The 25366-nt window shown below is 72.8% G+C and carries 15 protein-coding genes; 5 read left to right on the top strand and 10 right to left on the bottom strand.

Annotation, left to right across the window (positions count from 1 at the left end):
* Nucleotides 1-36 precede the first annotated feature (36 nt).
* Nucleotides 37-2451, bottom strand: a complete 2415-nt coding sequence (gene lon / locus IO36_RS17415) for an endopeptidase La (RefSeq protein ID WP_037620933.1) — start codon at nucleotides 2449-2451, stop codon at nucleotides 37-39.
* A 199-nt stretch (nucleotides 2452-2650) separates the two neighbouring features.
* Here lon and IO36_RS17410 point away from each other — a divergent pair, with 199 nt between their 5' ends.
* Nucleotides 2651-2929, top strand: a complete 279-nt coding sequence (locus tag IO36_RS17410; RefSeq protein ID WP_037620931.1) for a hypothetical protein — start codon at nucleotides 2651-2653, stop codon at nucleotides 2927-2929.
* A 387-nt stretch (nucleotides 2930-3316) separates the two neighbouring features.
* Here the strand turns inward: IO36_RS17410 and IO36_RS17405 are convergent, their stop codons facing one another.
* On the bottom strand, nucleotides 3317-4042 hold the full coding sequence (locus IO36_RS17405; protein WP_051900590.1) for a rhomboid-like protein: 726 nt from the start codon (nucleotides 4040-4042) through the stop codon (nucleotides 3317-3319).
* Nucleotides 4043-4802: 760 nt separating this feature from the next.
* On the opposite strand from IO36_RS17405, the gene IO36_RS17400 reads away from it, so the two are divergent.
* From IO36_RS17400 to IO36_RS17385, 4 genes are all read left to right on the top strand, one after another.
* Entirely contained in the window at nucleotides 4803-5480 is a 678-nt protein-coding gene (locus IO36_RS17400) for a spermine/spermidine synthase domain-containing protein (protein WP_037620930.1), read from the top strand.
* Nucleotides 5481-5593: 113 nt separating this feature from the next.
* On the top strand, nucleotides 5594-6331 hold the full coding sequence (locus tag IO36_RS17395) for a response regulator transcription factor (RefSeq protein WP_037620929.1): 738 nt from the start codon (nucleotides 5594-5596) through the stop codon (nucleotides 6329-6331).
* 63 nt (nucleotides 6332-6394) lie between these two features.
* Nucleotides 6395-7534 (top strand): HAMP domain-containing sensor histidine kinase, encoded by a 1140-nt coding sequence (locus IO36_RS17390; protein ID WP_245173325.1) that lies wholly within the window; start codon nucleotides 6395-6397, stop codon nucleotides 7532-7534.
* 281 nt (nucleotides 7535-7815) lie between these two features.
* Nucleotides 7816-11601 (top strand): multifunctional oxoglutarate decarboxylase/oxoglutarate dehydrogenase thiamine pyrophosphate-binding subunit/dihydrolipoyllysine-residue succinyltransferase subunit, encoded by a 3786-nt coding sequence (locus IO36_RS17385; protein ID WP_037620928.1) that lies wholly within the window; start codon nucleotides 7816-7818, stop codon nucleotides 11599-11601.
* Nucleotides 11602-11696: 95 nt separating this feature from the next.
* On the opposite strand, the gene fxsT is transcribed toward IO36_RS17385, so the two are convergent.
* The 8 genes from fxsT to IO36_RS17345 all read right to left on the bottom strand — a co-directional run bounded on the left by fxsT (nucleotide 11697) and on the right by IO36_RS17345 (nucleotide 25353).
* Nucleotides 11697-14708 (bottom strand): FxSxx-COOH system tetratricopeptide repeat protein, encoded by a 3012-nt coding sequence (fxsT, locus tag IO36_RS17380; protein WP_037620927.1) that lies wholly within the window; start codon nucleotides 14706-14708, stop codon nucleotides 11697-11699.
* Between the two features lie 214 nt (nucleotides 14709-14922).
* The gene (locus IO36_RS17375; RefSeq protein WP_037621008.1) at nucleotides 14923-16404 is read right to left on the bottom strand and encodes an aKG-HExxH-type peptide beta-hydroxylase; all 1482 of its coding nucleotides are present in this window, start codon (nucleotides 16402-16404) and stop codon (nucleotides 14923-14925) included.
* Nucleotides 16404-17516 (bottom strand): FxsB family cyclophane-forming radical SAM/SPASM peptide maturase, encoded by a 1113-nt coding sequence (locus IO36_RS17370; protein WP_051900600.1) that lies wholly within the window; start codon nucleotides 17514-17516, stop codon nucleotides 16404-16406. The genes IO36_RS17375 and IO36_RS17370 overlap by 1 nt, the downstream gene beginning before the upstream one ends.
* Nucleotides 17517-17824: 308 nt before the next feature.
* Nucleotides 17825-18124: an FxSxx-COOH cyclophane-containing RiPP peptide gene (gene fxsA / locus IO36_RS44575; RefSeq protein ID WP_037620925.1), complete on the bottom strand. Its 300-nt coding sequence runs from the start codon at nucleotides 18122-18124 to the stop codon at nucleotides 17825-17827.
* 43 nt (nucleotides 18125-18167) lie between these two features.
* Entirely contained in the window at nucleotides 18168-21482 is a 3315-nt protein-coding gene (locus IO36_RS17360; protein WP_037620923.1) for an SAV_2336 N-terminal domain-related protein, read from the bottom strand.
* 7 nt (nucleotides 21483-21489) lie between these two features.
* Complete coding sequence (locus tag IO36_RS17355; protein WP_037620921.1) at nucleotides 21490-22518, bottom strand: AAA family ATPase; 1029 nt, start codon at nucleotides 22516-22518, stop codon at nucleotides 21490-21492.
* A 157-nt stretch (nucleotides 22519-22675) separates the two neighbouring features.
* A complete protein-coding gene (locus IO36_RS17350) occupies nucleotides 22676-24802 on the bottom strand; it encodes a VMAP-C domain-containing protein (RefSeq protein WP_037620920.1) in 2127 nt (708 codons plus the stop codon).
* Nucleotides 24799-25353, bottom strand: a complete 555-nt coding sequence (locus IO36_RS17345) for a CU044_2847 family protein (protein ID WP_037620918.1) — start codon at nucleotides 25351-25353, stop codon at nucleotides 24799-24801. Before IO36_RS17345 ends, IO36_RS17350 begins: the two co-directional genes overlap by 4 nt.
* Nucleotides 25354-25366 lie beyond the last annotated feature (13 nt).

Raw genomic sequence — 25366 nt, 5'->3', positions numbered from 1 at the left:
TCACGGGACCCGGGCCTTCCCTTCCGGCAACCTCCGTCACGCGGCTACCGGAACCTCCGGCACCGCGCCGTTCGTCGCCGGCGCCAGTGCCAGCTCCAGGACCTGGCGGACGTCCGTGACGGCGTGGACGTCGAGCTTCTCCAGGACCTCGGCCGGGACGTCGTCCAGATCGGCCTCGTTGCGCTTGGGGATGATCACCGTCGTGACACCCGCCCGGTGCGCGGCGAGCAGCTTCTGCTTCACCCCGCCGATCGGCAGGACGCGTCCGGTCAGCGACACCTCACCGGTCATGGCCACATCCGTACGGACCAGCCGGCCGGACAGGAGCGACGCCAGGGCGGTCGTCATCGTGACGCCCGCGCTCGGGCCGTCCTTGGGGACCGCGCCCGCCGGGAAGTGGATGTGCGCTCCCCGGTCCTTCAGGTCGCCGACGGGCAGTTCGAGCTCCGCGCCGTGCGAGCGCAGGAAGGACAGCGCGATCTGAGCCGACTCCTTCATCACGTCGCCGAGCTGACCGGTGAGGGTCAGACCGGCCGCGCCCGTCTCCGGGTCGGCCAGCGACGCCTCCACGTAGAGGACGTCACCGCCCGCGCCGGTAACCGCGAGCCCGGTGGCGACACCGGGCACCGCCGTACGGCGCTCGGCCGGGTCCTGCGCCGACTCGGGCACGTGGTGCGGGCGCCCGATGAGCCCGCGCAGGTCGGCGTCGGTCACCGTGAACGGCAGCTCCCGGTCGCCCAGTTCGTGCTGGGCCGCGACCTTGCGCAGCAGCCGGGCGACGGCCCGCTCCAGGTTCCGTACGCCCGCCTCCCGGGTGTACTCCCCGGCGAGCCTGCGCAGCGCGCTCTCGTCGAGGACGACCTCGTCCTTCTCCAGACCGGCCCGCTCCAGCTGACGCGGCAGCAGGTGGTCCCGGGCGATGACGACCTTCTCGTCCTCGGTGTAGCCGTCGAGACGGACCAGCTCCATGCGGTCGAGCAGGGCCTCGGGGATGGCTTCGAGGACGTTGGCCGTGGCGAGGAACACCACGTCGGAGAGGTCGAGTTCGACCTCCAGGTAGTGGTCGCGGAAGGTGTGGTTCTGCGCCGGGTCGAGGACCTCGAGCAGCGCCGCCGCCGGGTCGCCCCGGAAGTCGGAGCCGACCTTGTCGATCTCGTCGAGCAGGACCACCGGGTTCATCGACCCGGCCTCCTTGATCGCGCGGACGATCCGGCCGGGCAGCGCGCCGACGTAGGTACGGCGGTGGCCGCGGATCTCGGCCTCGTCCCGGACGCCGCCGAGGGCGACGCGGACGAACTTGCGGCCCATGGCGTGCGCGACGGACTCGCCCAGTGAGGTCTTCCCGACGCCGGGCGGGCCGACGAGCGCGAGCACGGCACCGCCGCGGCGGCCGCCGACGACGCCGAGGCCCCGGTCCGAGCGCCGCTTGCGCACGGCCAGGTACTCGGTGATGCGCTCCTTCACGTCCTCCAGACCGGCGTGCTCGGCGTCGAGCACGGCCTGGGCGCCCCGGATGTCGTACGCGTCCTCGGTCCGCTCGTTCCACGGGAGCTCCAGGACGGTGTCGAGCCAGGTCCGGATCCAGCCGCCCTCGGGCGACTGGTCACTGGACCGCTCCAGCTTCTCGACCTCCTTGAGCGCCGCCTCTCGGACGTTCTCCGGAAGGTCGGCCGCCTCCACACGGGCGCGGTAGTCGTCGGACTCCTCCTCGCCGTCCTCCCCCTTGAGGTCGCGCAGCTCCTTGCGTACGGCCTCCAGCTGGCGGCGCAGCAGGAACTCGCGCTGCTGCTTGTCGACGCCCTCCTGGACGTCCTTGGCGATGGACTCGGCGACGTCCTGCTCGGCGAGGTGCTCGCGGAGCTGTTCGGTGGCGAGCTTCAGCCGGGCCACCGGGTCGGCGGTCTCCAGCAGTTCGACCTTCTGTTCCACGCTGAGGAAAGGTGAGTAACCGGAATTGTCGGCAAGGGCGGAGACGTCGTCGATCTGCTGCACCCGGTCCACGACCTGCCAGGCGCCGCGCTTGCGGAGCCAGCTGGTGGCCAGGGCCTTGTATTCCTTCACCAGGTCGGCGACCCGGCCGGGCAAGAGGTCGGGGACGGTCTCCTCGACCCGGGTGCCCTCGACCCACAGGGCCGCGCCGGGGCCCGTGGTCCCCGCACCGATCTTCACGCGCCCGCGGCCTCGGATCAGCGCGCCGGGGTCGCCGTCGGCCAGCCGGCCGACCTGCTCCACGGTGCCGAGCACGCCCGTGCTCGCGTAGGTCCCGTCGATGCGCGGCACCAGGAGTACCTGGGGCTTGCCGGGTGTTGAACGGGCGGCGGCCTGTGCGGCCTCCACCGCGGCCCGTACATCGGTGTCGTTCAGGTCCAGCGGAACCACCATTCCGGGCAGCACTACCTCGTCGTCGAGCGGCAGCACGGGCAGAGTGAGTGATGCGGACGTCGAAGCCATGATCTCCCCTTCGGCAGTCAAGTTGAGCTATGTCGACTCAATGCGTGGGGGCTCCGCAATGTTCCCCGGGACCCGTTCGCTCTGAGCGATCGCTTCGTTCGCGGGGGTGGGGGCCTTGGGGGGGGGGCGGGCTGCCGGGATCGGGAGGGCGGTGGGCTCTCGGGATGCGGGGTGGGCTCCGGCCACGGATCGTGGGGGCATGAACCATCACCTCACCCAGCACAAGATCGACATCGACACCCGGCTCGTCACGACCGGTGCCGTGCTCACCGTGGCCGGAACCGTGGTGGCGGGAACCGGCATGATCATCGCGGCCATCGCCGTGCTCTCCGCGGGCCGGCGCCTGGTCCGCACCATGGACGTGCCCCCGTCCCAGCAGGCGGCCCAGCAGTGGCGGCGGGCCAAGGAGGCGTCCCTCGCGGGTCTGCAGGCCTGGCAGTCCACGTCCGACGCCCAGAACGGTTCGGCCGCCCGCTGAATGCCGGGGCCGGTCGCGGCCGGCGCCCGACGTGGACCCGGACCGGCCCATGTGTCGGGTCCCGGGCGGGTCACCCGTGCGTCCGCACCGGGGGGCGCGCCGCGCAGAGGTGTCGTGCCGCGCTGTGCGTCGGGTGGCACCGGGCGTCGGCGCCGGGCGTTGGCGCCGGGCGTTGGCGCCGGGCGTTTGCCGCCACGCGCGGGGCTTGGCGGCCGCCCACCTCGGCCACCCATCTCGGCCGCCCACCTCGGCCGCCCCTCGAACGGCTCAAGCCGGTCCGGGGCGGCACATCGGACGTTCTCGATCCGCCGGGAACAAGCACCGGGAAGCGACCCGGAAGTAAGGGGACACCGGGTCGCCGGACCCGGCCGAGCCTGACCCGACCCCTCAGCCCCGCGGGGCCGCGACACCGCCGGCCCCGGGGCGCTCGCGAAGCCGGTCCCGGCGCTTCCGCACCAACGGCCAGGTCGCGATGCCGAGCGCCAGCGCGATCAGATGGCCCGTGTCCGCCACGGGGTCGCCGAGGAGCACCAGGTCCTGGGCGAGGGCCGCGCCGAACGCGAGCAGCAGCGGCCGGCCCAGCCAGGGAGAGAGGAGTCCCGCGAGCGAGCCGACGCTCGCGGCGACACCGAAGCTGATGCCGTAGTCGAGGCGGTGCAGCGAGGTGGCGGGCAGGGCACCGGCCAGTACGGCCGCGCCGACCGGCAGCTCGGTGGCGAGCGTGGCCACCACGTGCCCCAGCAGGAAGACGCCCGCCGCGCACGCGGTGCCGATACGACGCTCCAGAGCGGTCAGGACGAGCAGGAAACCGGCCGCGTACGGCGAGGCGATCCCGCCGACGATCCACACGGCGCTGGCGATGAGCGCGAGCAGCGGGTGCCGCACGAGGTGGGCGACGTCCGTACTGGACGCCTGGTGCAGGGCGTGGACGAACGCGGGGTCCGCGTGGTCGGCCAGGTAGGAGGTGGCGGCGACGACGGCCGCGTACCCGAAGGTGAAGGGCGTACCCAGCGGGGTGGGCACGAGGGCGGGCACGAGCCGCAGCAGCCGTCCACCACCGGCCCGCCCGGAAGCGCCGGACGGAGCGGTGCCGGCCTCGGGAGCACCCGGCACACCGGAGCCGGAGCATTCTCCGCCGGACGCATCCGTGCTGGAGCATTCGGCGCCGGAACACCTGGCGCCGGTCGCATCGATACCGGCCCCGGAACCACCGGCCACACCAGTGCCGCACCCGAAACCACCGGCCACACCAGAGCCGCCCCCGGAACCACCGGCCGAGCCCACCGCCGTACCGCCCCCGGAGCCAGGCCCGCCCGCCGCTCCGGACATGAGCCCGGCATCCGGTGCGGAGCCCTCCCGCTGTCGAGGCACCCCGGGCAGCCGACCCGAAGGCGACGACCCCGGCGCCTCCCCCGCCCCGGACGCACGATTTCGGCCGGCGGCCGCGAAGGAGTCGCCGGACACCGCCGCGCCCCGGTCTCCATGGCGTGCCGGTCCGTCCGCGGGCTCGGCGGTGTGCCGTGCGGCCGCCGGAGGCTCCGCCGGGGACAGGGGTGTGTCGCCGGGGAGGGCGCCGGACCGGTGCGCGCTGGTCTGTTCCACCTCACTCCTTCCCCTCGCGTTCCACCCTTCGCGTCCCCTCCGCCCCTGTCCATGACCGGGGTCACGCGCGGGACGATTCTCAGGAAGTCCTCAACCAACGGCCCGGCGTCAACGCGAGCGTCCCTGGGCTCACCCTTGAGGCGCAGGAGCCGGCGACCGTGCCGCGCACCGGGCGTGCGATCACGTCCCGCACCCCGCGAAACCCCGGCCGCCGCCGTCGTCCCCGGCAATTCCCGCGACCCGTACAGGTGAAAATGCCAGGATGGCGGCCATGACTGCCTCGTACGAGATCCCCGAGGTCATCGACCGCCGCCAGGGCCCGTACGGCGAGGTCGTACTGCGGCGCCACGGCGCCCTGCTGCAGATCATCGCCAACGGGTGCTTCCTGATGGACACCTCCGACGGGCGTTCGGAGCGCCTGCTGATGGACGCGGCGTACGACGCCCTGGACGGGCGCCCGGAGCCGAGCGTGCTGATCGGCGGGCTCGGCGTCGGGTTCTCGCTGGCCCACGCGGCGGCCGATGACCGCTGGGGACGCATCACCGTTGTCGAGCGCGAACGGGCGATCATCGACTGGCACCGCGACGGCCCCCTGGCCGCGCTCTCCGCCGGGGCGCTCGCCGATCCGCGCACGGACATCGTCGAGAGGGACCTCGTCGACTACGTCAATGAGATCTCCGACACGTTCGACGCCCTGTGCCTCGACATCGACAACGGCCCCGGCTGGACGGTCACCGAGGGCAACGCGGGACTGTACGGAACGTCCGGACTGGCAAGCTGCGCAAGGGCGTTGAGGCCCGGCGGCGTTCTCGCCGTGTGGTCGGCACAGCCCTCTCCGGAATTTGAAGGAACCTTGCGGAATGCCGGATTCCAGCGGGTTCGCACCGAAGTGATCCCCGTTGCCCGGGGCGTTCCCGACGTGGTGCATCTCGCGGTAAGCCCTGGATAGCCGAGCCGTACCCACTGCCCGTACCCTGCTTGCCTGACGCGGATCATTCAAGCGTCAAGCGCAGTCATGGGATCACCCCACGGATTCCGGAAAGCACACTTCAGGGGCGGGCGATGGAGCAGACACACACCTCCCAGAACGGCACGGCGGCGACTCCGGGCGCTCAGCGCCGGGTCTTGGTCGTCGAGGACGACCCCACGATCGTCGACGCCATCGCGGCCCGTCTGCGAGCCGAGGGATTCCTCGTGCAAACCGCGGGTGACGGCCCTGCCGCCGTCGACACCGCCGAGGCCTGGCAGCCCGATCTGCTGATCCTCGACATCATGCTGCCCGGCTTCGACGGTCTGGAGGTCTGCCGCCGCGTGCAGGCCGCCCGCCCGGTGCCGGTGCTGATGCTCACCGCGCGCGACGACGAGACCGACATGCTGGTCGGGCTCGGGGTCGGCGCCGACGACTACATGACCAAGCCGTTCTCGATGCGCGAGCTCGCCGCCCGCGTGCACGTCCTGCTGCGCAGGGTGGAGCGCGCCGTCGTCGCGGCCTCGACCCCGCGCAGCGGCATCCTGCGGCTCGGCGAGCTGGAGATCGACCACGCGCAGCGCCGCGTGCGGGTCCGCAGCGAGGACGTGCACCTCACGCCGACCGAGTTCGACCTGCTCGTCTGCCTTGCGAACACCCCGCGTGCCGTACTCTCGCGCGAGCAGCTGCTCGCCGAGGTCTGGGACTGGGCGGACGCCTCCGGCACCCGGACGGTCGACAGTCACATCAAGGCGCTGCGCCGCAAGATCGGTGCCGAGCGGATCCGTACGGTGCACGGCGTCGGCTACGCACTGGAGACCCCGACTCCCTGAGCCGGGCCGCCGCAGGAGACGTAGGGGCCCCGGTGACCGGGGCCCGCGCGAAGGGCTGATGTGATGAGCGGACTCGGAGAACGAGGGCGCGGGCTCGGCGAGCGCGTGTCCGCGGAGCGCAGGAGCTCGGGTTCCTGGGGCGAGGTGCGGCCGTTCTCGATCAAGACGAAGCTGGGCGCGCTGGTCGTCATCTCCGTGCTCATCACGACCGGTCTGTCGATGATCGCGGTGCACACCAAGACGGAGCTCCGCTTCATCACGGTGTTCTCGATGATCGCCACCCTGCTGATCACGCAGTTCGTGGCGCACTCGCTGACCGCGCCGCTGGACGAGATGAACGCCGTGGCCCGCTCGATCTGGCACGGCGACTACACCCGCCGGGTGCGCGACGACCGCCGGGACGAGCTGGGCGACCTGGCCCAGACGATCAACCTGATGGCCGACGAGCTGGAGGCCCAGGACCGTCAGCGCAAGGAGCTCGTGGCGAACGTCTCGCACGAGCTGCGGACGCCGATCGCGGGCCTGCGGGCCGTCCTGGAGAACGTCGTGGACGGGGTCTCGGCCGCCGATCCCGAGACGATGCGCACCGCGCTGAAGCAGACGGAGCGCCTCGGGCGGCTGGTGGAGACCCTTCTCGACCTGTCCCGGCTGGACAACGGCGTCGTACCGCTGCGCCGGCGGCGCTTCGAGGTGTGGCCCTATCTGTCGGGGGTGCTGAAGGAGGCCAACATGGTCGCCTCGGCGCGCGCGGACCTGAGCTCGGGCTCCGGCGGCGGCCACACCCGCACGGACGTCCATCTGCACCTCGACGTGTCCCCGCCGGAGCTGACCGCGCACGCGGACCCGGAGCGGATCCACCAGGTCGTGGCGAATCTGATCGACAACGCGGTCAAGCACAGCCCGCCGCACGGCCGGGTGACGGTCCGGGCCCGGCGGGGCGACCATCCCGAGTCGCTGGCCCTGGAGGTCCTGGACGAGGGGCCCGGCATCCCGAAGTCGGAGTGGCACCGCGTCTTCGAGCGCTTCAACCGCGGCGGGGTGCCCTCACCGCACGGCCCGGGAAGCGACGGCGGCACGGGACTGGGGCTCGCGATCGCCCGCTGGGCGGTGGATCTGCACGGCGGACGCATCGGTGTGGCCGAATCTCAGCGGGGCTGCCGGATCCAGGTCATCCTTCCGGGCCTTCCTTCTCTGCCAAGTTGACGTAAAGTTCGAACCGGAGCCACAAGATCCACGGATGTCGCCGTGCGCGTACACGTGTGATCAGGCACAGGGCCGCGTGAAGCACGCCGCGACCCTTGATCGACGTACCCATCCCGAACCGGAACCTCGCTTGTTTCCCGCCATTCCCCTGGGCGAAACGCGGATTCCGATGTGACTTACGCGACGTTGGACAGGCCCGGCCTGACCTTCCCGGCCAGGGAGGCGTAGCCTTTATTCCCGCTGTCCATCACCTTGCGAAGCGGAAGAGGGCGGTTAGCGCCGTGTCGCCACAGTCCCCCAGTAACTCGAGCATCTCGACCGAAGACCAAGCCGCCGGGAGGAACCCCGCGGCGGCCTTCGGTGCCAACGAGTGGCTCGTCGACGAGATCTATCAGCAGTACCTCCAGGACCCGAATTCGGTAGACCGAGCCTGGTGGGACTTCTTCGCCGATTACAAGCCCGGGGCGCCCGCCGCCGCGGCTCCGGCGGGTACTGCGGCCGCGGGGGCCGCAGGGACCACCACCACGGCCGCTCCGGCCGCTCCCGTGCCGCCCGCGGCGCGCCAGGCTCCTCCCCAGGCCCCGGCCGCGCCCGCGCCCGCTCCGGCCGCCGCCCCCGCGGCGCCGAAGCCCGCCGCGGCCGCTCCGGCTCCCGCCGCCGCCGCGAAGCCGAAGGCCGCTCCGGCCTCCGAGGCGCCCGCCGGCCCCGAGTACGTCACCCTGCGCGGTCCCGCCGGTGCCGTCGCGAAGAACATGAACGCCTCGCTGGAGGTGCCCACGGCCACGTCCGTGCGCGCGGTCCCGGTGAAGCTGCTCTTCGACAACCGCATCGTCATCAACAACCACCTCAAGCGCGCCCGGGGCGGGAAGATCTCCTTCACGCACCTCATCGGGTACGCGATGGTGCAGGCCATCAAGGCCATGCCGTCGATGAACCACTCCTTCGTGGAGAAGGACGGCAAGCCGACCCTGGTCAAGCCGGAGCACGTCAACTTCGGCCTCGCCATCGACCTGGTGAAGCCCAACGGCGACCGCCAGCTGGTCGTCGCGGGCATCAAGAAGGCCGAGACGCTGAACTTCTTCGAGTTCTGGCAGGCCTACGAGGACATCGTCCGCCGCGCCCGTGACGGCAAGCTGACGATGGACGACTTCAGCGGGGTCACGGTCTCCCTGACCAACCCCGGCGGCCTCGGCACCGTCCACTCGGTCCCGCGTCTGATGCCCGGACAGTCGGTCATCATGGGCGTCGGCTCCATGGACTACCCGGCGGAGTTCCAGGGCACCTCCCAGGACACCCTGAACAAGCTCGGCATCTCCAAGGTCATGACGCTGACCTCGACGTACGACCACCGGGTCATCCAGGGCGCCGCCTCCGGCGAGTTCCTGCGGATCGTCGCGAACCTGCTGCTCGGCGAGACCGGCTTCTACGACGAGATCTTCGAGTCGCTGCGCATCCCCTACGAGCCGGTCCGCTGGCTCAAGGACATCGACGCCAGCCACGACGACGACGTCACCAAGGCCGCCCGCGTCTTCGAGCTGATCCACTCCTACCGGGTCCGCGGCCACGTCATGGCCGACACCGACCCGCTGGAGTACAAGCAGCGCAAGCACCCCGACCTGGACATCACCGAGCACGGGCTCACCCTGTGGGACCTGGAGCGCGAGTTCGCGGTCGGCGGTTTCTCGGGCAAGTCCCTGATGAAGCTGCGCGACATCCTCGGCGTGCTGCGCGACTCGTACTGCCGCACCACCGGCATCGAGTTCATGCACATCCAGGACCCGAAGCAGCGCAAGTGGATCCAGGACCGCATCGAGCGCCCGCACTCCAAGCCGGAGCGCGAGGAGCAGCTGCGCATCCTGCGCCGGCTGAACTCCGCCGAGGCCTTCGAGACCTTCCTGCAGACGAAGTACGTCGGCCAGAAGCGCTTCTCCCTGGAGGGCGGCGAGTCCGTCATCCCGCTCCTCGACGCCGTCATCGACAGCGCCGCGGAGTCCCGCCTGGACGAGGTCGTCATCGGCATGGCCCACCGCGGCCGCCTGAACGTCCTCGCCAACATCGTCGGCAAGTCGTACGCGCAGATCTTCCGCGAGTTCGAGGGCAACCTCGACCCGAAGTCGATGCACGGCTCCGGCGACGTGAAGTACCACCTGGGCGCCCGGGGCACCTTCACCGGCCTGGACGGCGAGCAGATCGCCGTCTCGCTGGCCGCGAACCCGTCCCACCTGGAGACGGTCGACCCGGTCATCGAGGGCATCGTCCGCGCCAAGCAGGACATCATCAACAAGGGCGGCACGGACTTCACCGTCCTGCCCGTCGCCCTGCACGGTGACGCGGCCTTCGCCGGCCAGGGTGTGGTCGCCGAGACGCTCAACATGTCGCAGCTGCGCGGCTACCGCACGGGCGGCACGGTCCACATCGTCATCAACAACCAGGTCGGCTTCACCGCCGCCCCGGAGTCGTCGCGCTCCTCCATGTACGCCACCGACGTGGCCCGCATGATCGAGGCGCCGATCTTCCACGTGAACGGCGACGACCCCGAGGCCGTCGTCCGCGTCGCGCGCCTGGCCTTCGAGTTCCGTCAGGCGTTCAACAAGGACGTCGTGATCGACCTCATCTGCTACCGCCGCCGCGGACACAACGAGTCCGACAACCCGGCGTTCACGCAGCCGCTGATGTACGACCTGATCGACAAGAAGCGCTCGGTGCGCAAGCTCTACACCGAGTCCCTGATCGGCCGCGGCGACATCACCCTCGAAGAGGCCGAGCAGGCGCTGCAGGACTTCCAGGGCCAGCTGGAGAAGGTCTTCACCGAGGTCCGCGAGGCCGTCGCGCAGGCGCCCGAGGCCCACGTCCCGGACGTCCAGGCCGAGTTCCCGGTCGCCGTGTCCACCGCGGTCTCCCAGGAGGTCGTGAAGCGGATCGCCGAGTCCCAGGTCAACATCCCCGACAACGTCACCGTGCACCCGCGGCTGCTCCCGCAGCTCCAGCGCCGCGCGGCGATGATCGAGGACGGCACGATCGACTGGGGCATGGGCGAGACCCTCGCCATCGGTTCGCTGCTCCTGGAGGGCACGCCGGTGCGGCTGTCCGGCCAGGACTCGCGCCGCGGCACCTTCGGCCAGCGCCACGCGGTGCTGATCGACCGGGTCAACGGCGAGGACTACACCCCGCTGCAGTACCTCTCGGACGAGCAGGCCCGTCTGAACGTCTACGACTCGCTGCTCTCCGAGTACGCGGTCATGGGCTTCGAGTACGGCTACTCGCTGGCCCGCCCCGACGCGCTGGTGATGTGGGAGGCGCAGTTCGGCGACTTCGTCAACGGCGCGCAGACGGTCGTCGACGAGTACATCTCGGCCGCAGAGCAGAAGTGGGGCCAGACGTCCGGCGTCACCCTGCTCCTGCCGCACGGCTACGAGGGCCAGGGCCCGGACCACTCCTCGGCCCGCATCGAGCGCTTCCTCCAGCTGTGCGCCCAGAACAACATGACGGTCGCCCAGCCGACGTCCCCGTCGAACTACTTCCACCTCCTGCGGTGGCAGGTGCACAACCCGCACCACAAGCCGCTGGTGGTCTTCACCCCGAAGTCGATGCTTCGCCTGAAGGCCGCCGCCTCGAAGGCGGAGGAGTTCACCACGGGCCAGTTCCGCCCGGTCATCGGTGACGACACGGTCGACGCGGCCGCCGTGCGCAAGGTCGTGTTCTGCGCCGGCAAGCTGTACTACGACCTGGAGGCCGAGCGTCAGAAGCGCGGCTCCACGGACACGGCGATCATCCGCATCGAGCGTCTGTACCCGCTCCCGGGTGCCGAGCTCCAGGCGGAGATCGCCAAGTACCCGAACGCCGAGAAGTACCTGTGGGCCCAGGAGGAGCCGGCGAACCAGGGTGCCTGGCCGTTCATCGCGCTCAACCTGATCGACCACCTGGACCTCGCGGTCGGCGCGGACGTCCCGGGCGCCGAGCGCCTGCGCCGCATCTCGCGTCCGCACTCCTCCTCCCCCGCCGTCGGTTCCGCGAAGCGGCACCAGGCGGAGCAGGAGCAGCTGGTGCGTGAGGTGTTCGAGGCGTAGGCCTCCGGCAGGACAGCAGCAAGAGGCCCGGCCCCGAGTCACTGGACTCGGGGCCGGGCCTTTTCGGTGGTGCGCGGTCCTTCTTCGCGCGGGCCTCAGGTCTCCTGCGGTTCGAAGTCCCAGAAGGGCCGGTTGCGGGAGCGGGCCGAGATGGTGTGGACGTGCTGGGCGCCCAGGGTGGCCGCCAGGTCGTCGAGGGCCGCCTGTTCGACCTTCTCCGCCTGCTGACGGTCCCGCAGACCGCGCAGATCGGCCGCGAGGGCGATCCGGGCGGAGAGCGTCAGCGGGTGGGTGCGGCCGAGGGTCTCGGTGGCACGGGTCACCACGTCCTGGGTGAGGATGGCGGCCGACTCGGGGTCGCCGATGAGGTTGCGCAGGGCGGCGGCGTTGATGGCGCAGCCGAGCGTCCAGGGGTGGTTCTCGCCGACGGCCGCGGTCATGTCGGCGAGCGCCTCGTCCATGGCCGCGTGCGCGTGGTCGCGTTCGCCGACGCTGCGCAGGACCAGGGCGTGGTTGGCCCGGACACCGGCGATGTAGGGGTGCCCCTCGGCGAGCATCACCTCGTAGCGGGCGACGACGGACTCGCCGATCTCCCGCGCCTGGTCGATGTCGCCGTGCTCGCGCACGAAGCAGCTCGTGTTGGCGGCGAAGCGCAGGGTCTGCGGATGGGTCTCGCCCAGCACGCGTTCGCAGCGCTCCAGGACGCGGGCGAACAGGGCCCCCGCGCCCCGGCGGTCGCCGCTGCGGTACTGGCACAGGGCCAGGTTGTGTTCGGCGTCCAGGGTCTGCGGGTTGTCGGCCCCCATGACGATGCGGTGCTCGCGCACGCTCTCCGTCTGGATGGATTCCGCCTCGGGGTAACGGCCGAGGTAGCGCAGGTCGGTCGCGTAGTGGATCTGGGAGGAGAGGGTCCACAGATGCCGGCCGCGCAGCAGTTGCCTGCGCGACTCCATGGTGCGCCGGTCGATGTCCAGGGCCTCTTCGAAACGGCCGAGCAGCCGGAGCGACACGGCCAGGTTGTTCTGCGCGCCGAGGGTACGGGAGTCGGCGTCACCCAGGAGGTCACGGTAGGCCACGAAGATCCACTGGGAGATTTCCAGTGCCTCGTCGTAGCGGGCGAGGCCGCGCAGGTCGGCGGCGAGGCCGGTGGCGGCGCGCAGATGTTCCAGGTCCTGGGAGCCGCGCTCATCGCGCAGGTGCTTGACAGCGGCGCGCTCGATGGCCTCGGTGCGTTGGTAGTCGCCGACCACGCGCAGCAGGTTGGCGTAGTGGTGGGTCAGTTCCCAGATCCGTGGGTGTTTCTCGCCGAGCAGGTTCCGCCATGCCTCCATGGCGCGTTCGCCCAGCTTGATGCCTGCCACGTACTCGCCCGAAAGGTACATGTAGCGCAGGCAGTTGAAGACCAGCATCTGGACCGCGGAGTCCTTGCTCTGCAGGACGTCCGCGTACTTCAGGTGCGGAACGATCTCCGCGTAGCCGGGCCACAGCCGGGTGTCGGTGGGGCGGCGCGGGTCCGCGGCGGCCAGGGCGCGCCGGACCACGTCGATGAACTCGCGGCGGTCCTCGTCGGGCATGTCCTTGTGGACGATCTGGTGGACCATGCGGTGCAGGTACAGCGACTCGCCGGAGGACGCCGCCTCGCCGTCGGCCGCCTCGTGGGACTCCAGGCGGACGACGGAGTACTGGCGGAGCTGGTTGATGGCCCGGTTCCACAGCAGCGGGTCGTTGAGCAGGCCCGCGATCTGTTCCGGCAGCTGGTCGTGCGGCATCTCCTTGAGCAGGCGTACGGGGATGAAGCCCGGCGCGAAGAAGGTGCACAGGCGGAGCAGGTCGACGGACTCCGGGACGGTGTCGCGGAGCTTGTTCAGCAGTATCGACCAGGCGGTCTGGAAGGCGACGGGGAAGTCGGCGGAGACCTTGACGACGTCCCCGTCGATGCCTCCGTCCAGCAGGGCGATGTACTCCTGGACGGACAGGTCGGAGTCGTTGAGCCAGCCGGCCGTCTGGTCCAGCAGGAGGGGCAGGTCCTCCAGCGCCTCGGCGAGCTGGTCGGCCTCGGGTTCGGTCAGGCGGGGCGCGCGGCGGCGGATGAACGCGACGGACTCGTCGCGGGCGTAGACGGGCACTTCCAGCAGTCTGCTGTTGTGCTCGCTCCACTCGGGGTTGCGCGAGGTGATCAGGACGTGGCCGGGGCCGGTGGGGACGAGGTCGTAGATCTGGTCGGGTTCGTCCGCGCCGTCCAGGATCAGCAGCCAGCGGGCGTACGGGTCGCCGCGGCGCAGCGAGTCGCGCACGGCGCGCAGCCGTTCGCCGTACTCGGCTCCGGTGGACAGCCCCAACTGGGGTGCGAGTTCGGCCAGTCGGCGCCGGTAGGTGACCCGCTTCTCGGCGTTGACCCACCACACGACGTCATACTCGGAGCCGAAGCGGTAGACGTACTCGGCCGCGAGCTGGGTCTTGCCGACCCCGGACATGCCGTGCAGGGTGACCACGCCGGCGCCCGCCTCGGCGCCTTGGAGCAGGTGGTAGGCGTCGTTCAGGAGAGGCTCACGGCCGGTGAAGCGGGTGTTGCGGCGGGGGACGCCGCCCCAGACCTCCGGCATGGCGGCGGGGAAACGGGGTCCGCGCCGGGCTCCCTCGGGGGGCTCGGGAAGGGGGTCGGAGGGCAGGTCGAGACGCTCCAGGACACGGCGTTCGGCCTCGTCGGCGCCCATGTTGTTCAGGTCGACGGCGCCGAGCACGGTGGTGGCCGTCGGCAGGGTGCTGTTGGTGACGGAGACGGCTGCGAAGCGGGACGAGTCGGGTGCGACGACCTCGCGCAGCGCTGCGTTCCACTCGTCATGGGTGCGCGGGCCGAGCTGGAAGTACCACTCGCTGACGACGATGAGGATCCGGCCCTTGGCCAGGGTCAGGTCCCGCAGCAGGTCGACGAGGGGCACCTCGGCCGGGGAGTCCCAGCGCTGGTACACCACACGATGTCCGCGCCGCTCCAGAAGGTCGCCGATCCAGGCCGCCCAGGCCCGGTTGAAACCGGCGAAGCTGATGGTGACGGTCTGCTTCGCGGGCCCCCTCTCGGCTGACCCGACCGGTGTACGAGCTCCAGACATGCAGCGGCCTCCCCGCGCGTAATTTTAGAACCGCCGCGAGGGTCGGCGATAGGGCGCAGACGTACGCCGGTCGCTTGCTCCACGGTTCCTTCCCATACGTGTTCAGCGTCGATCTTGACGTACCGTCACGCGCGCGTCCGGGAACCCGCCGCTCTCGGCGAGGATGGCTCAATCCGTTCGGTGCATGGCGCGTTCGCCGCTCACGGTGTGCGGTTCATTCGGCGAGTGCGTGGCGCCGGTTCCACAGGGTCCGGGCCGCCAGGACGTACGCCGTGGCACGTGCCGCGTGTCCGCGAGGAGGCGGCTGTTCGGCGAGCCGTTCGTGGACCTCGACCATGCGGTCGACGAACCGGCGTCCGCGCACGGTGAGGTCACTCGATCCGACGAGGGCGGGCAGCACGGCGCCGACCTGTGCCTGATACCGCGCGTGCCGCTCCCAGGCGGCGTCACGGCGGACGGGGAGGGTCGCGGCGAGCGCACTGCGCTGGAAGAAGTCCGCGAGCGCGAGGTGGGAGTAGGCGCCTTGCAACAGGCCGTCGTACGGGCGGGGATCGGGACGCCAGGGCGCGAAGTGGCGCGCTTCCGAGGTGGCCCGATGGAGCGTCACCATGTCGCTGAGGGCGGCGAGTTTGGTGTGCTGAAGCTCGTGGACGAGGGTGGCCGCGAGCGTGGTCGCGGTGCCTGGCGCGCTGCTGAGGACGGCACCGAAGGCCTCGCGCCGGGTACCGCTGCAACTGCCGCCGGCTCCGTCGGGGCCCGAACCGGGCGGGGCGGCCAGCGGGACCAGGCAGTGCAGCAGGGTCACCGCTTCGGCGAGCCGCCGTTCACCGCCGAGACCGAGCGCCGCCGCGGTGCCCGACCAGGTGTGCAACCAGTGCTTGCGGTCGGCATCGTCGAGGAGGGCCGGGCCGCTCAGGGTGTCCGGGCGGGGTCCGCCGCGCGCGGTCCGGTACGGGTCGAGGTCGTCCAGCGGTACGGCGGTAGAGCCCGGCACCAGACCGGGCAGGGCGTACGCCGGTGTCCAGGCCGCGGCCTCCGACCAGGCGCCGGCGCCGTTCTGCAGGCGCACGACCACGTCGGTCTCGCCGGACCGGCGGAGCGTCAGCCGCCCGCGCCGGTGCACGACCGCCACCTCCGTCTCCCCCCGGCCGGAGCCGCCGGTGCGCAGCGCGCCGAGCGAGGGCAGCGTCAGCACACCGTCGTAGGCGGTCAGCCGCAGCGCGTAGGGCACCCCGGCGCGGGCGGCGGCGACGGCCGCGAGTCTCCCGATGTATGCGAGGGCGCGGCCCGGTTCACGGGCGTCCCGGCCGGAGAGAGGGCCCGCTCCGGGCCCGAGCAAGCGCAGGGCCTCCGCGGCCCAGGGGCCGATGAACGGGTGAAGGAGGAGGGCCCGCACGGGGGACGGCGAAGGCGGGTTCCGGCGGGTCGCGTCCGCCGCGGGCTCCGACGAGGGGCCGGCGGGCCCGTACGGCTCCAGCCGTTCGGCCTCCTCCAGCAGGGCCCAGTCCTCGCGCAGCCGGGTCAGGGCGGCGGCGGGACAGATGCCCGGTCCGGCCGACTCGGCCGCGTCGAGGACCGCGCGGAGCAGGAGCAGCCGTCGGGTGTGCTGGTCGCGGACGAGGAGCCGGAGGGTCTCGGGGCCGCCTTCGGTGCGGCCGAGTTCGGTCAGGGCCCGTTCCGGGACCTCCGGAAGAATCACGGGACTCCTCCTTCGGAAGCGGCGGGGGTCCCGGCCCCGGCCAGTCGGCGAGCGACGTGCCGGATGAAGCGCTGGAGGTCGGCGCAGTACACGGACGGGTTGGCGAAGCCGTGTCCGGCCCGGTATCGATGCGCGTAGTGTCCGCCGCCGCACACGGAGAGCAGGGGGCAGGCCCGGCACTGTGCGGCCAGTGAGTCGGCGCCCGCCTGCCGGGCCGCGACGCCGGGGTGGCGCAGGGCCTGGTCGAAGCTGTTCCGGAAGACGTCGAGACCGGTCCTGGCCGCTCCCTCGTAGCAGGACTTGAGGGAGTCGACCTGCTCGATGGAGCCGTCCGTCTCCACGACGACGGCGTCGAAGGGCGCGAGGCCGAGCGACTCGGTGGCGGCGGGCAGCCCGAGCAGCAGGGCGAGGCACTCCTCGAAGAGCCGTACCCGTGTCTCGCGTCGCCCGGCCCCCCACCAGCGGTCGAAGACGGCGCACAGCCAGTCGCCGTACGGGGTTCCGGGGCCCTCGTGGTGCGGCGGCCGGGTGGACCAGTTGCCGTGCGGCAGGAGCAGGTCGAGGGCCGGCGGCCGCAGCGCGAGCAGGGACTCGTACAGCTCGACGGGGTCCGTCGTGGGGTCGACGACGGTGAGGATTCCGGCGTACGTCTCCGGGTGGCGTTCGGCGATCAGTCGGGCGCCCCGCGCCGCGGCGGGCCAGGACGGACGCCCGGCGTGGTCGGTGCGCTGGGCGTTGTGCTCGGGCAGGCCCCCGTCCAGGCTGATGCCGACGCGGATCGAATGCCGGGCGAGGACGGCGAGCCGCCGCTCGGTGAGCAGGGTGGCGTTGGTCTGGACGGTGGCGTGCAGGGCGCAGCCGTCCGGGACCCGGTCGCGGACGAGGCCGGTGAACCGGGCGAGGGTGTCCGCACCGGCCAGCAGGGGCTCGCCGCCGTGCAGGACCAGGGAGACGGCCTTCAGTCCGTGGGCGGCGGCGTGCTCGCCGATCCTCTCCGCGGTACGCGCCAGGACCCCGGGCGGGGCGGCGGCGGGACGGGTGCGCCAGGTGCGGTCGGGGCCCTCGTAGAGGTAGCAGTAACGGCAGGCGAGGTTGCAGCGGCCGTGCATCTTGACGATGAACTGCCGGAAGGGAAAGGGCGGTTCGGACGGGGCTTGCTCGGGCAGAGGCGGTTCCGAGTGCGGTACGGGGATCGGGGAGGTCACCTCTGCAGACACTCCGGCACCCCCATGATGTACGGCCGCGCGATTCCACGCCGCGAACCGCGCCACGGCCCCGTGCCCGTACGGGGCGACATTCCCGGACGCGGACCGGACACAAACTCAACCTTTTCGAAACTGTCCGGTTCGACTGCGAAGCGAGACTGAAACTGACTGATCGTGAGTCATTTCGCCCGGACCGTCCCTCGCTTCGCCGCTCAAAAAGCGCTGTTGAACCCCCAGAGGATCTCGCTCGGCTGTCCGGACCGCGTCCGCAGTTCGGCCAGTACCTCCGCCAGCACCGGGTGTTGCACGGTCCGCAGCGCCGCCAAGTCCAGGTCCAGCAGGTCGGGGAGCTCCGCGGGATCCGGCGCCTCCGTCGGACCGCCCGGCGCTCCCTCACGCGTCGGCGCCCCTGAGGGGTCCGGGGTCTTCGGCGGGCCCGGTGACCACGGTTGCCGCTCCCCCGAGGCATCACGGTCCTGCGCTCCGTCCGTTACGTCGTCCCGCACACTCATGGCGTCTCCCTCGTCGTCCCCGGCGGTCGCCCGCCGGCGGCTCTCACTCCAGCTCGGCCAGCCGCTGTGCCGTCTGCCGGGCCGTCGGTTCTCCCGTGCTCGCGACACCGTCCGGCAGCCGGGACCACTCGGTCCTGGCGGCCCGGTAGGCCTCGCGGGCGGCGCGCGGGCGCGCCGCCGCTTCGTAGGACATACCCCGCCAGTGCTGTGCCCGAGCGGCGAGTTCCACCGCTTCGTGGCGGGAGCGCTCCGTCTCGGCCTCCTCCTCGGCCTCGCGGGCGGACTCGGCCGCGGCCCGGAAGGCGTCGATGGCCTCGTCGAGCCGCGCCTTGCGGCCGAGGCTCTGGTACGCCTCGAACTGCGCCTGCCCGAGCTCCAGCCGGCACCGGGCGGTGGTGAGCGGCGGGCCGTCCTCCAGGGCCGCGAGGCCGAAGAGGTGCTCGGCCTCCCGCAGGTCGACCCGGTCGCCGCGGGAGCGGAAGCGCAGCATCAGCGCGCGGCCGAGCAGCAGCAGACGGCGGGCGAGCTCGGGGCTGCCCGCGGGTGTCTCGGTGCGGCAGTCCCGCAGCACCCGGATGGCGCGGTACAGCGATTCGCCCGGGACGCGACCCTGGTCGAGCGCGGCGTGCCGCAGCAGGGCCTCGCCCCATTCGGCGAGGACGTCCGCGTGCGCGGGGGCGTCCCTGGGCACTCCCCGGGAGGCCTGTTCGAACCGGGCGGCGGCGTCCTGGAGTTCGCGCGGATCGCCCGAGTCGGCGTACCGGGCGAGGTGGATGCGCCCGGCGCGCACCAGCAGGGCGGAGCGCAGCCCCTGTTCGCGAGTGAGGCCGAGTGCCTCGTCCACGTGGCCCTGGGCGTCCTCGAGCGGGCCGCCGGACCTCAGGAGCGCGTCGACGAGGTCGAGCAGGATGCGGACGCGCGCGGAGGTGCCGTCGGCGGCGGGCGGGTCCCCGGGGCCGGTCTCCAGCGCGGCGCGCAGGGAGCGCGCGCCCTGTTCCGCGTACAGCCTGGCCTGTTCGTGGTCGGCCGTGGCGCCCGACAGGCGCAGCAGGACCCGGCCGTGGGCGAGCGGCAGTCCCGAGGGGCGGCTGGCCCGGTCGGGCCAGGCGTCGGCGAACGCCTCCAGCATGCCGACGGCGCCCTGGAGCAACGCGCTGTCGCCGCCGAGGCGCCACTGCGCCTCCAGGGCCCGTACCCGCTCCAGGGTGAGCCGCAGGGCCTCGGTGGCGTCCAGGTCCGGCGCGGCGCAGGCCACCGCGTACTCGCGGTCGGCGCGTTGCAGCAGGTCGAGCGCGCCGCGCCGGTCGCCGCGCCGTCTGCGGTCGGTGGCGGCGGCGTGCAGCACCCGGGCCAGGACGGCCCGCTCACGCAGCGCGCGGGGGTGTGCGACGGCGCGTTCGGCGGCACCCTCGGCTTCTCGCAGGAGGTCCGCGCCGCCCTGCACCTCCCACAGCAGCAGCACGCAGTTGGCGTACTCGGCCCACAGTTCCGGGTCGGTGCCGGGGCGCAGTTCGTGTTCGGTCGCGCCGCGCAGCAGCTGTACGGCGTCGATGAGGTCCTGCACCATGCGGTCGCTGCCGAACTGGCCGGCCAGGGAGCGGGCGCGGAGCACCGCGGGGTGGGTGGGCCGCTGGTCGGAGGGGTCGTCGGGGCCGCGGGGCGGAGCGTACGTGGCGAAGCGGTCCGGCAGTGGCATGAAGCGTTCCAGTACGCGTGCGGCGACCTCGGCGAAGGGCTGCGGGACGAGGGTGGCGCCGCCGTTGTCGCCGTTCTCGCCCGGGTATCCGGCGCGGGGCGAGAAGGACGGTCCGAGACCGCCCTCGCCGAGCTGGGCGAGCGCCAGGGCGGGGAAGTTGGGGCCGCCCTTGCCGAAGCGCTGCTCGATGTACTCGGAGCAGTGCTTGAGCACCAGCATCGCCTCGTCGAGGCCCAGCGGGGACAGCAGGGCTTCCTGCGCGCCGGGGGCGAACTCGTACCACTGGGTGCCGTCCGTGCCGTATTCCTCGGTCCTGGTGCGCGCGACCAGGCCGCTGAGCAGGACTTCGGCCAGTTCGGAGGGGCCGGAGTCGGGGAGCATGGTGCGCTGGACTAGCTGCATCACAGGCAGGCTGAGCGGGGCCGCGGCCAGATAGCCGGCCAGCCGTCCGGCCGCCTTCGAGGAGGTGGAGCGGAAGCGGCTGACCAGTTCGAGTCCGGACATCCGGCGTCCGGGGCGGGTGCCGGGGGCGGGCTCGTGGTGGCGGCGCACCCAGCCGACGGCGCCTGCCACGGGTCCGGCGCCGGCTCCGGACAGCAGCCGGGCCCAGGCGCCGAGCGCGGCGGGTTCGGGCGGCAGGACGGGTATCGGCAGGGCGCCGCCGCGTGCCTCCGGCGGGGTGCCGGCGGGCAGCCGGACCTTCAGCGTGGCGGCGCCCGCGAGGGCCTCTCCGCGAGTCAGTTCGCCGTACGAGACCGGCAGCCGGGTGCGGTTCCACATGCGCTGTGGCAGGGGCTGGAGCACGGCGGCGGGGCCGAGCCCGGACAGGTGGTGCAGGAGCCGGTGGGCGTGGCCGCTGTGCCACAGGGGGCCGGCGCAGTCGCTGACGAGGAGGGTGACGCGGCGGCCCGTCGGGTCGCTCAGCCGGTCGGCGGAGTGCAGGGGGGCCGCGTCGGGTTCGGGGCTGCGGCTGACGGCGGGCTCGCCGTCCGGGCCCTGGTGGAGATGGCTGACCTGGATGTCCCGGAACGCGCCGAGCCGGCCGAAGACCTGTTCCAGTTCGGCGAACATCCGGTCCCACACGCGCATGGACGAGGAGGCGTCCATGACCAGTTGGAGCGCGGCGTCGGCGCGGGTCACCCCGCGGAACACCGGCAGGACCAGTCCGCCGGCGCGGGCGGTCAGTTCGGCGGTCTCGGTCTCGTCGAGGACGGTGCGCAGGGGTGGCGCCGCGGTGCGGTAGCCCTGCAACGGGCGTAATGCGCGCTGGAGTTCGAGGGGAGAGGGGAACGCGGGCGCGGCCGGTACGCCGACCGGGAGCACGGGCGAGCGACCCTGTCCGTAGCCGCGGGGCGCGCCGTCGCGCGGTACCGGGTACAGGGTGACGCGCCGGTCCGTGTCCGGCTCCCGCACCTCCGGTGCGCTCCGCTCGGCCGGCGGGGGACGTTCGTCTCCGCGGGCGTCCTGGCGCCCGGCGGCGGGGTCCTCGGCCGCCGGGACCCGGCCGGACGGCGGCGCGTCGCCCGGTCCGTTCGCGTCCTGGTGCGTCGGGCGCGACCAGCGGGCCAGCCACAGTGCGTCGGCGAGCTGCCGGGCATCGGGATCGAGCCCGGTCTGCCGTATCCGGGCGATGAGTTCGGCGATCGGGTCGCCGCCGGGCATCAGCGCGTCACCTCGGACGGTCGAGTCGCTGGATGAGCTGGTCGGCGAGCCGGTCGCGGCTGGCCGGGGCCGCGGCGTCGGTCAGGTAGATGGCGTTCAGCAGCTGGTCGGCGGCGACGAGTTCGCTGCGCGAGCGCTCCAGGAAGTGGGTGATCAGATCGTCCCCGGCCCGGGCCGCCTCGTCGCCGAGGTGGGCCCGTACGAAGGTGGCGAGCCGCTTGTGGTCCGGGCGGCCCAGTTCGAGGTGGATGCAGCGGCGCATCAGCGGGGCCGGGAAGTCGCGCTCTCCGTTGCTGGTGAGGACGACGAAGGGGAAGGCGTGGCAGCGCACCCGGCCGTCGCGGACCCTCGCCCTGGTGCCGTCGGCGGTGAGCACCTCGGCCTCGCCTCCGGGCAGCCGGTCGGCGACGCGCTCCAGCTCGCGGATCGCGAACTCGCCCTCCTCCAGGACGTTCAGGAGGTCGTTGGGCAGGTCGATGTCACTCTTGTCGAGCTCGTCGATGAGCAGGACGCGCGGGGTGTCGGAGGGCAGCAGCGCGGTGCCGAGCGGGCCCAGCCGGATGTAGCTGCCGATGCCCTCGACGGATCCGGGGGCGCCGGGAGCGGCCGGGTCGGCGCCCTGCGGCGCGGCCATCTGCACGTCCTGGAGCCGGGCGATCGCATCGTACTGGTAGAGCCCGTCCTGCAGCGTCGAGCGGCTGACGATCGGCCAGCGCAGGACGTTGCCGAGACCGAGTTCGTACGCCACCGAGTGCGCGAGCGTGCTCTTGCCCGCGCCGGGGCTGCCGGTGACCAGCAGGGGCCGGCGCAGATAGAGCGCCGCGTTGATCATCTCCAGTTCCTCGGCGCCGGGCCGGTGCAGTTCGGCCAGGTGCCGGTACGCGCCGAGCCTGCGGTCCTCGGAGCCGTCGCCGTCGCCCCCGGCGGCGTCCCGGCTCGCGAAGTCGCGCCAGGGCGGCGGGGCCGGGAGCCGGTCCAGGCCGTCGTGGGGTTCGCCTGCGCCTCGGTAGATGAGCCACTCGCTGGAATCGGTCATTGCCCAGTCCTCGCCGTCACTCGTCCACCCCGGCAGCCGTCGATCGTCGCCTCACCGTATCGATCCGCGGAGGGCGCCGTAAGGTCCCAAGAGGAGCTCGCGGCAGTCCACTTGGGCCACTTCCGAGCAGGGCGCGACCCCTGGTCCACCGCCTCGGTCATGGCGCCTCCAGCAGGTCTCCGGTCCCGGGCAGGGGCCGGCGCGGATCGTCGTAGAAGAGGGCGATCCCGTGGGCCCAGTACGTCTCCGGCCGGCCCTCGCTCAGCCCGGCCCGCAGGGCGTGCACCAGGTCGGGCAGACGGTCGGCGCCGCCCGCGCCCGCCACGGTGTCCCCGGCTCTTCGGTGGAACTCGCCGCAGACCGCCTCGGACTGCCCGCGCCAGCGCCGCCACAGCGCGACGCCGTATCCGCCGTGCACGATCCGGACGATGGCGACCGGGTCGTCCTCGAAGCGGTGGTCGCCGTAGCGGCAGAGCACCGGGATCGTCTTGTGCGGGAGCCCGCGCAGCGACTCCGCCGCCGGTACCGGTACCCGCAGCCCGTCCTCGCAGTCGAGGATCTCGGCCTGGGCGCCGTGGGCGTGGATCCAGCGCCAGCGCGCCTCGCGCTCGTGGCGTTCCTCGTCCGACGGGAACGGCCCGCCGTCCGGGGCGGCCGGTCCGGGCGGTTCGGGCAGCTGTTCCCGGTCGGCGCAGCGCACGACGACGGGCCGGCGGGCACCGAGCGGGGTGTCGTCCGGGCCGAGCCGCCAGGCGTCGACGTCGAGTCCGAGCAGCAGATGGGGCAGCGCCACCTGGAGGCCGGCGGGCCGTCCGGGTTCGTCGCAGTGCCGGAAGGCCTCCGTCAGGTGCGGTCCGAGCGCGTCCGGAAGTTCCTCCAGCGGGGTGCGCTCGCCGTCGCGCAGCCGCACCACCTCCCCGGTGGGGCGGCCCACCGAGACGTGCCAGTCGCAGCGGCCCGGCTCCCAGCCCAGCTGCTCCAGTTCGAGCAGGACGAACAGGCGGGGCGCACGGTCGGCGCTGTGCGCGGTGGCGTGCGCCGCCTCTGCTTCCGCCGGAAGGGGACCGCGGGGCGCCAGCTGGAGCCGTTCGATCCACTGCTGGCCGAGACGGCGCCGGTACGCGGGACCCGGCCGGCCCTCGGCGGTCTGGCGCACCCATTCCCACAGCGCCCTTTCGGCGGCCCGGGTGCCCGGGGTGACGAAGGGGCGTTCGGCGGACATCGCGCGCATGGCGTAGTCGAGGACGAGGTCGAGGGCGGCGTCGTGCCGCGCGCTCTCGTACAGCGCCCCGAGTCCGTCGCGCCAGCCGCGCGGCGCCGGATGCGGTATCGCGGTGCGGTCGCCCGCGAGGGATTCGAGGAGGCCGAGCAGGGCGCGGGTGCTGACCGGGGGCGGCAGGTCGGCGAGCCGGCCCAGCAGCTGGGTGCGCTCCTCGGGGCTGAGCACCCGGCCGGGCCGGGCGCCGAGCTGGTTCTGGACGTCGGCCCAGGTGTTCCGGTCGGTGTCCGGATGGCGCTGCCGGTCCCGGTGGTAGCGGTCGTGGGCGTGGAAGACGGCTTGGTACGGGTCGTCGTGCTCGGCGGCCGGCTCCCCGTCCGGCACCGGCAGGGACCGTAACTGCTCCACTCCCGTGCAGGTGCCGCCGAGCCCCCGGTCCGTGCGCGACTTCAGGACGCCGACGACCTCGCCGCGGACGGGGTCGACGACCGGCCCGCCCGAGACGCCGGGCGGCAGGACGTCACCGCCGAGGCGGATCTGCTCGTCGTCGGACCAGCCGCCGAGCGTGCCCTGGACCGAGCAGGTGCCGCTCAGCCGGCGCAGTTCCCCGCCGACGACGGACCAGCCGGAGTAGAGGACCACCGACTCCTCGTAGTAGGCGGCCGGGCGTTCGGTGACGTACGCGCAGTCGTGGTCCACCGGCTCGCGCAGCCGCACCAGCGCGAGGTCGGGGGACGGCCAGGTGCCTCGCACCGGGATGCCGGCGCGGTCCTCCGGAAGGACCGTCGCGATCTCGCCGGTGACGGCGGACGTCCCGCGGCCCGGCCCCTTCTCGTACACCACCCGCACCTCGTCCCCCTCCCCGCTCCGGACCACATGTGCGCAGGTCAGAACCCAGTTCGGAGCGATGAAGAAGCCGCTCCCGAGGAACGTGCCGGGTTCGTCCTGGGCATACCCGGGGCCCGCGCGATGGATGCGCACGGTGGCGGCCATGACGAGATCACGCAGCGCACGCTGAGCGTTCCCGGGGCCGCCCGGTGCGCCCGGGGCGTGCCCGTCCGTCATGCCCCGCCCCCGCCGGAGGGATCGGTGGCCCCGCCGTGCGCCGGGGCGCCGGGAGACGCGCCCGCGTGCGGGGCGGAGGCGGGCGGTCCGGGGGGTGGGGGCGTGGCCGGGGTCGGGTGCGGGGATGCGGTCGGGGCCGGTGTCGTGGTCGGGGCCGGGGTCGGACCCGGGATCGCCGTCCGGTTCGCGGGCGTGGTCGGGTCCGGCGGGCCGCCGTTCCAGGTCAGCGTGACCGTGATCGCCGCCTTGGCCTCCCCGTCCGCGAGCAGGCCGACCACCTTGCCCGCCTTCGCGGTCAGCTCGATGCCGAACTCGACGCTCACCTCGTCGGGCCGTACCGCGCGCAGCGGGACGGCGAGGGAGCGGGCGACCCCGGTGATCAGCGACTGAAGGCTCTCGACCTGCGCCTCGACGCGCTCCGCGAAGCCGACGTCCGTCAGGGACAGCTCGCCGCCGGGGTCCTCCAGCTCGTCCGCCCCGGAGATCCGCGCCCACACCGGTGTCCCGTCGGGCATCTCGATCCGCGCTATGCGCGTCACCGCGTCGCTCATGGCATCCCCCGTT

Origin of the sequence: Streptomyces aureus (genome assembly GCF_000725495.1) — a bacterium.
Classification (GTDB): domain Bacteria; phylum Actinomycetota; class Actinomycetes; order Streptomycetales; family Streptomycetaceae; genus Streptomyces; species Streptomyces aureus_B.
The sequence above is the reverse complement of the archived record's forward strand: the minus strand, read 5'-3'. Positions and strand labels throughout refer to the sequence as shown.

Excerpts from the sequence above, each read along its gene's own strand:
- lon (WP_037620933.1), bottom strand. The coding sequence starts at position 2,451 with ATGGCTTCGACGTCCGCATCACTCACTCTGCCCGTGCTGCCGCTCGAC.
- IO36_RS17355 (WP_037620921.1), bottom strand. The coding sequence starts at position 22,518 with ATGACCGATTCCAGCGAGTGGCTCATCTACCGAGGCGCAGGCGAACCC.
- IO36_RS17410 (WP_037620931.1), top strand. The coding sequence starts at position 2,651 with ATGAACCATCACCTCACCCAGCACAAGATCGACATCGACACCCGGCTC.
- IO36_RS17360 (WP_037620923.1), bottom strand. The coding sequence starts at position 21,482 with ATGCCCGGCGGCGACCCGATCGCCGAACTCATCGCCCGGATACGGCAG.
- IO36_RS17390 (WP_245173325.1), top strand. The coding sequence starts at position 6,395 with ATGAGCGGACTCGGAGAACGAGGGCGCGGGCTCGGCGAGCGCGTGTCC.
- IO36_RS17400 (WP_037620930.1), top strand. The coding sequence starts at position 4,803 with ATGACTGCCTCGTACGAGATCCCCGAGGTCATCGACCGCCGCCAGGGC.
- IO36_RS17350 (WP_037620920.1), bottom strand. The coding sequence starts at position 24,802 with ATGACGGACGGGCACGCCCCGGGCGCACCGGGCGGCCCCGGGAACGCT.
- IO36_RS17345 (WP_037620918.1), bottom strand. The coding sequence starts at position 25,353 with ATGAGCGACGCGGTGACGCGCATAGCGCGGATCGAGATGCCCGACGGG.
- fxsT (WP_037620927.1), bottom strand. The coding sequence starts at position 14,708 with ATGTCTGGAGCTCGTACACCGGTCGGGTCAGCCGAGAGGGGGCCCGCG.
- IO36_RS17370 (WP_051900600.1), bottom strand. The coding sequence starts at position 17,516 with ATGCACGGCCGCTGCAACCTCGCCTGCCGTTACTGCTACCTCTACGAG.
- fxsA (WP_037620925.1), bottom strand. The coding sequence starts at position 18,124 with ATGAGTGTGCGGGACGACGTAACGGACGGAGCGCAGGACCGTGATGCC.
- IO36_RS17395 (WP_037620929.1), top strand. The coding sequence starts at position 5,594 with ATGGAGCAGACACACACCTCCCAGAACGGCACGGCGGCGACTCCGGGC.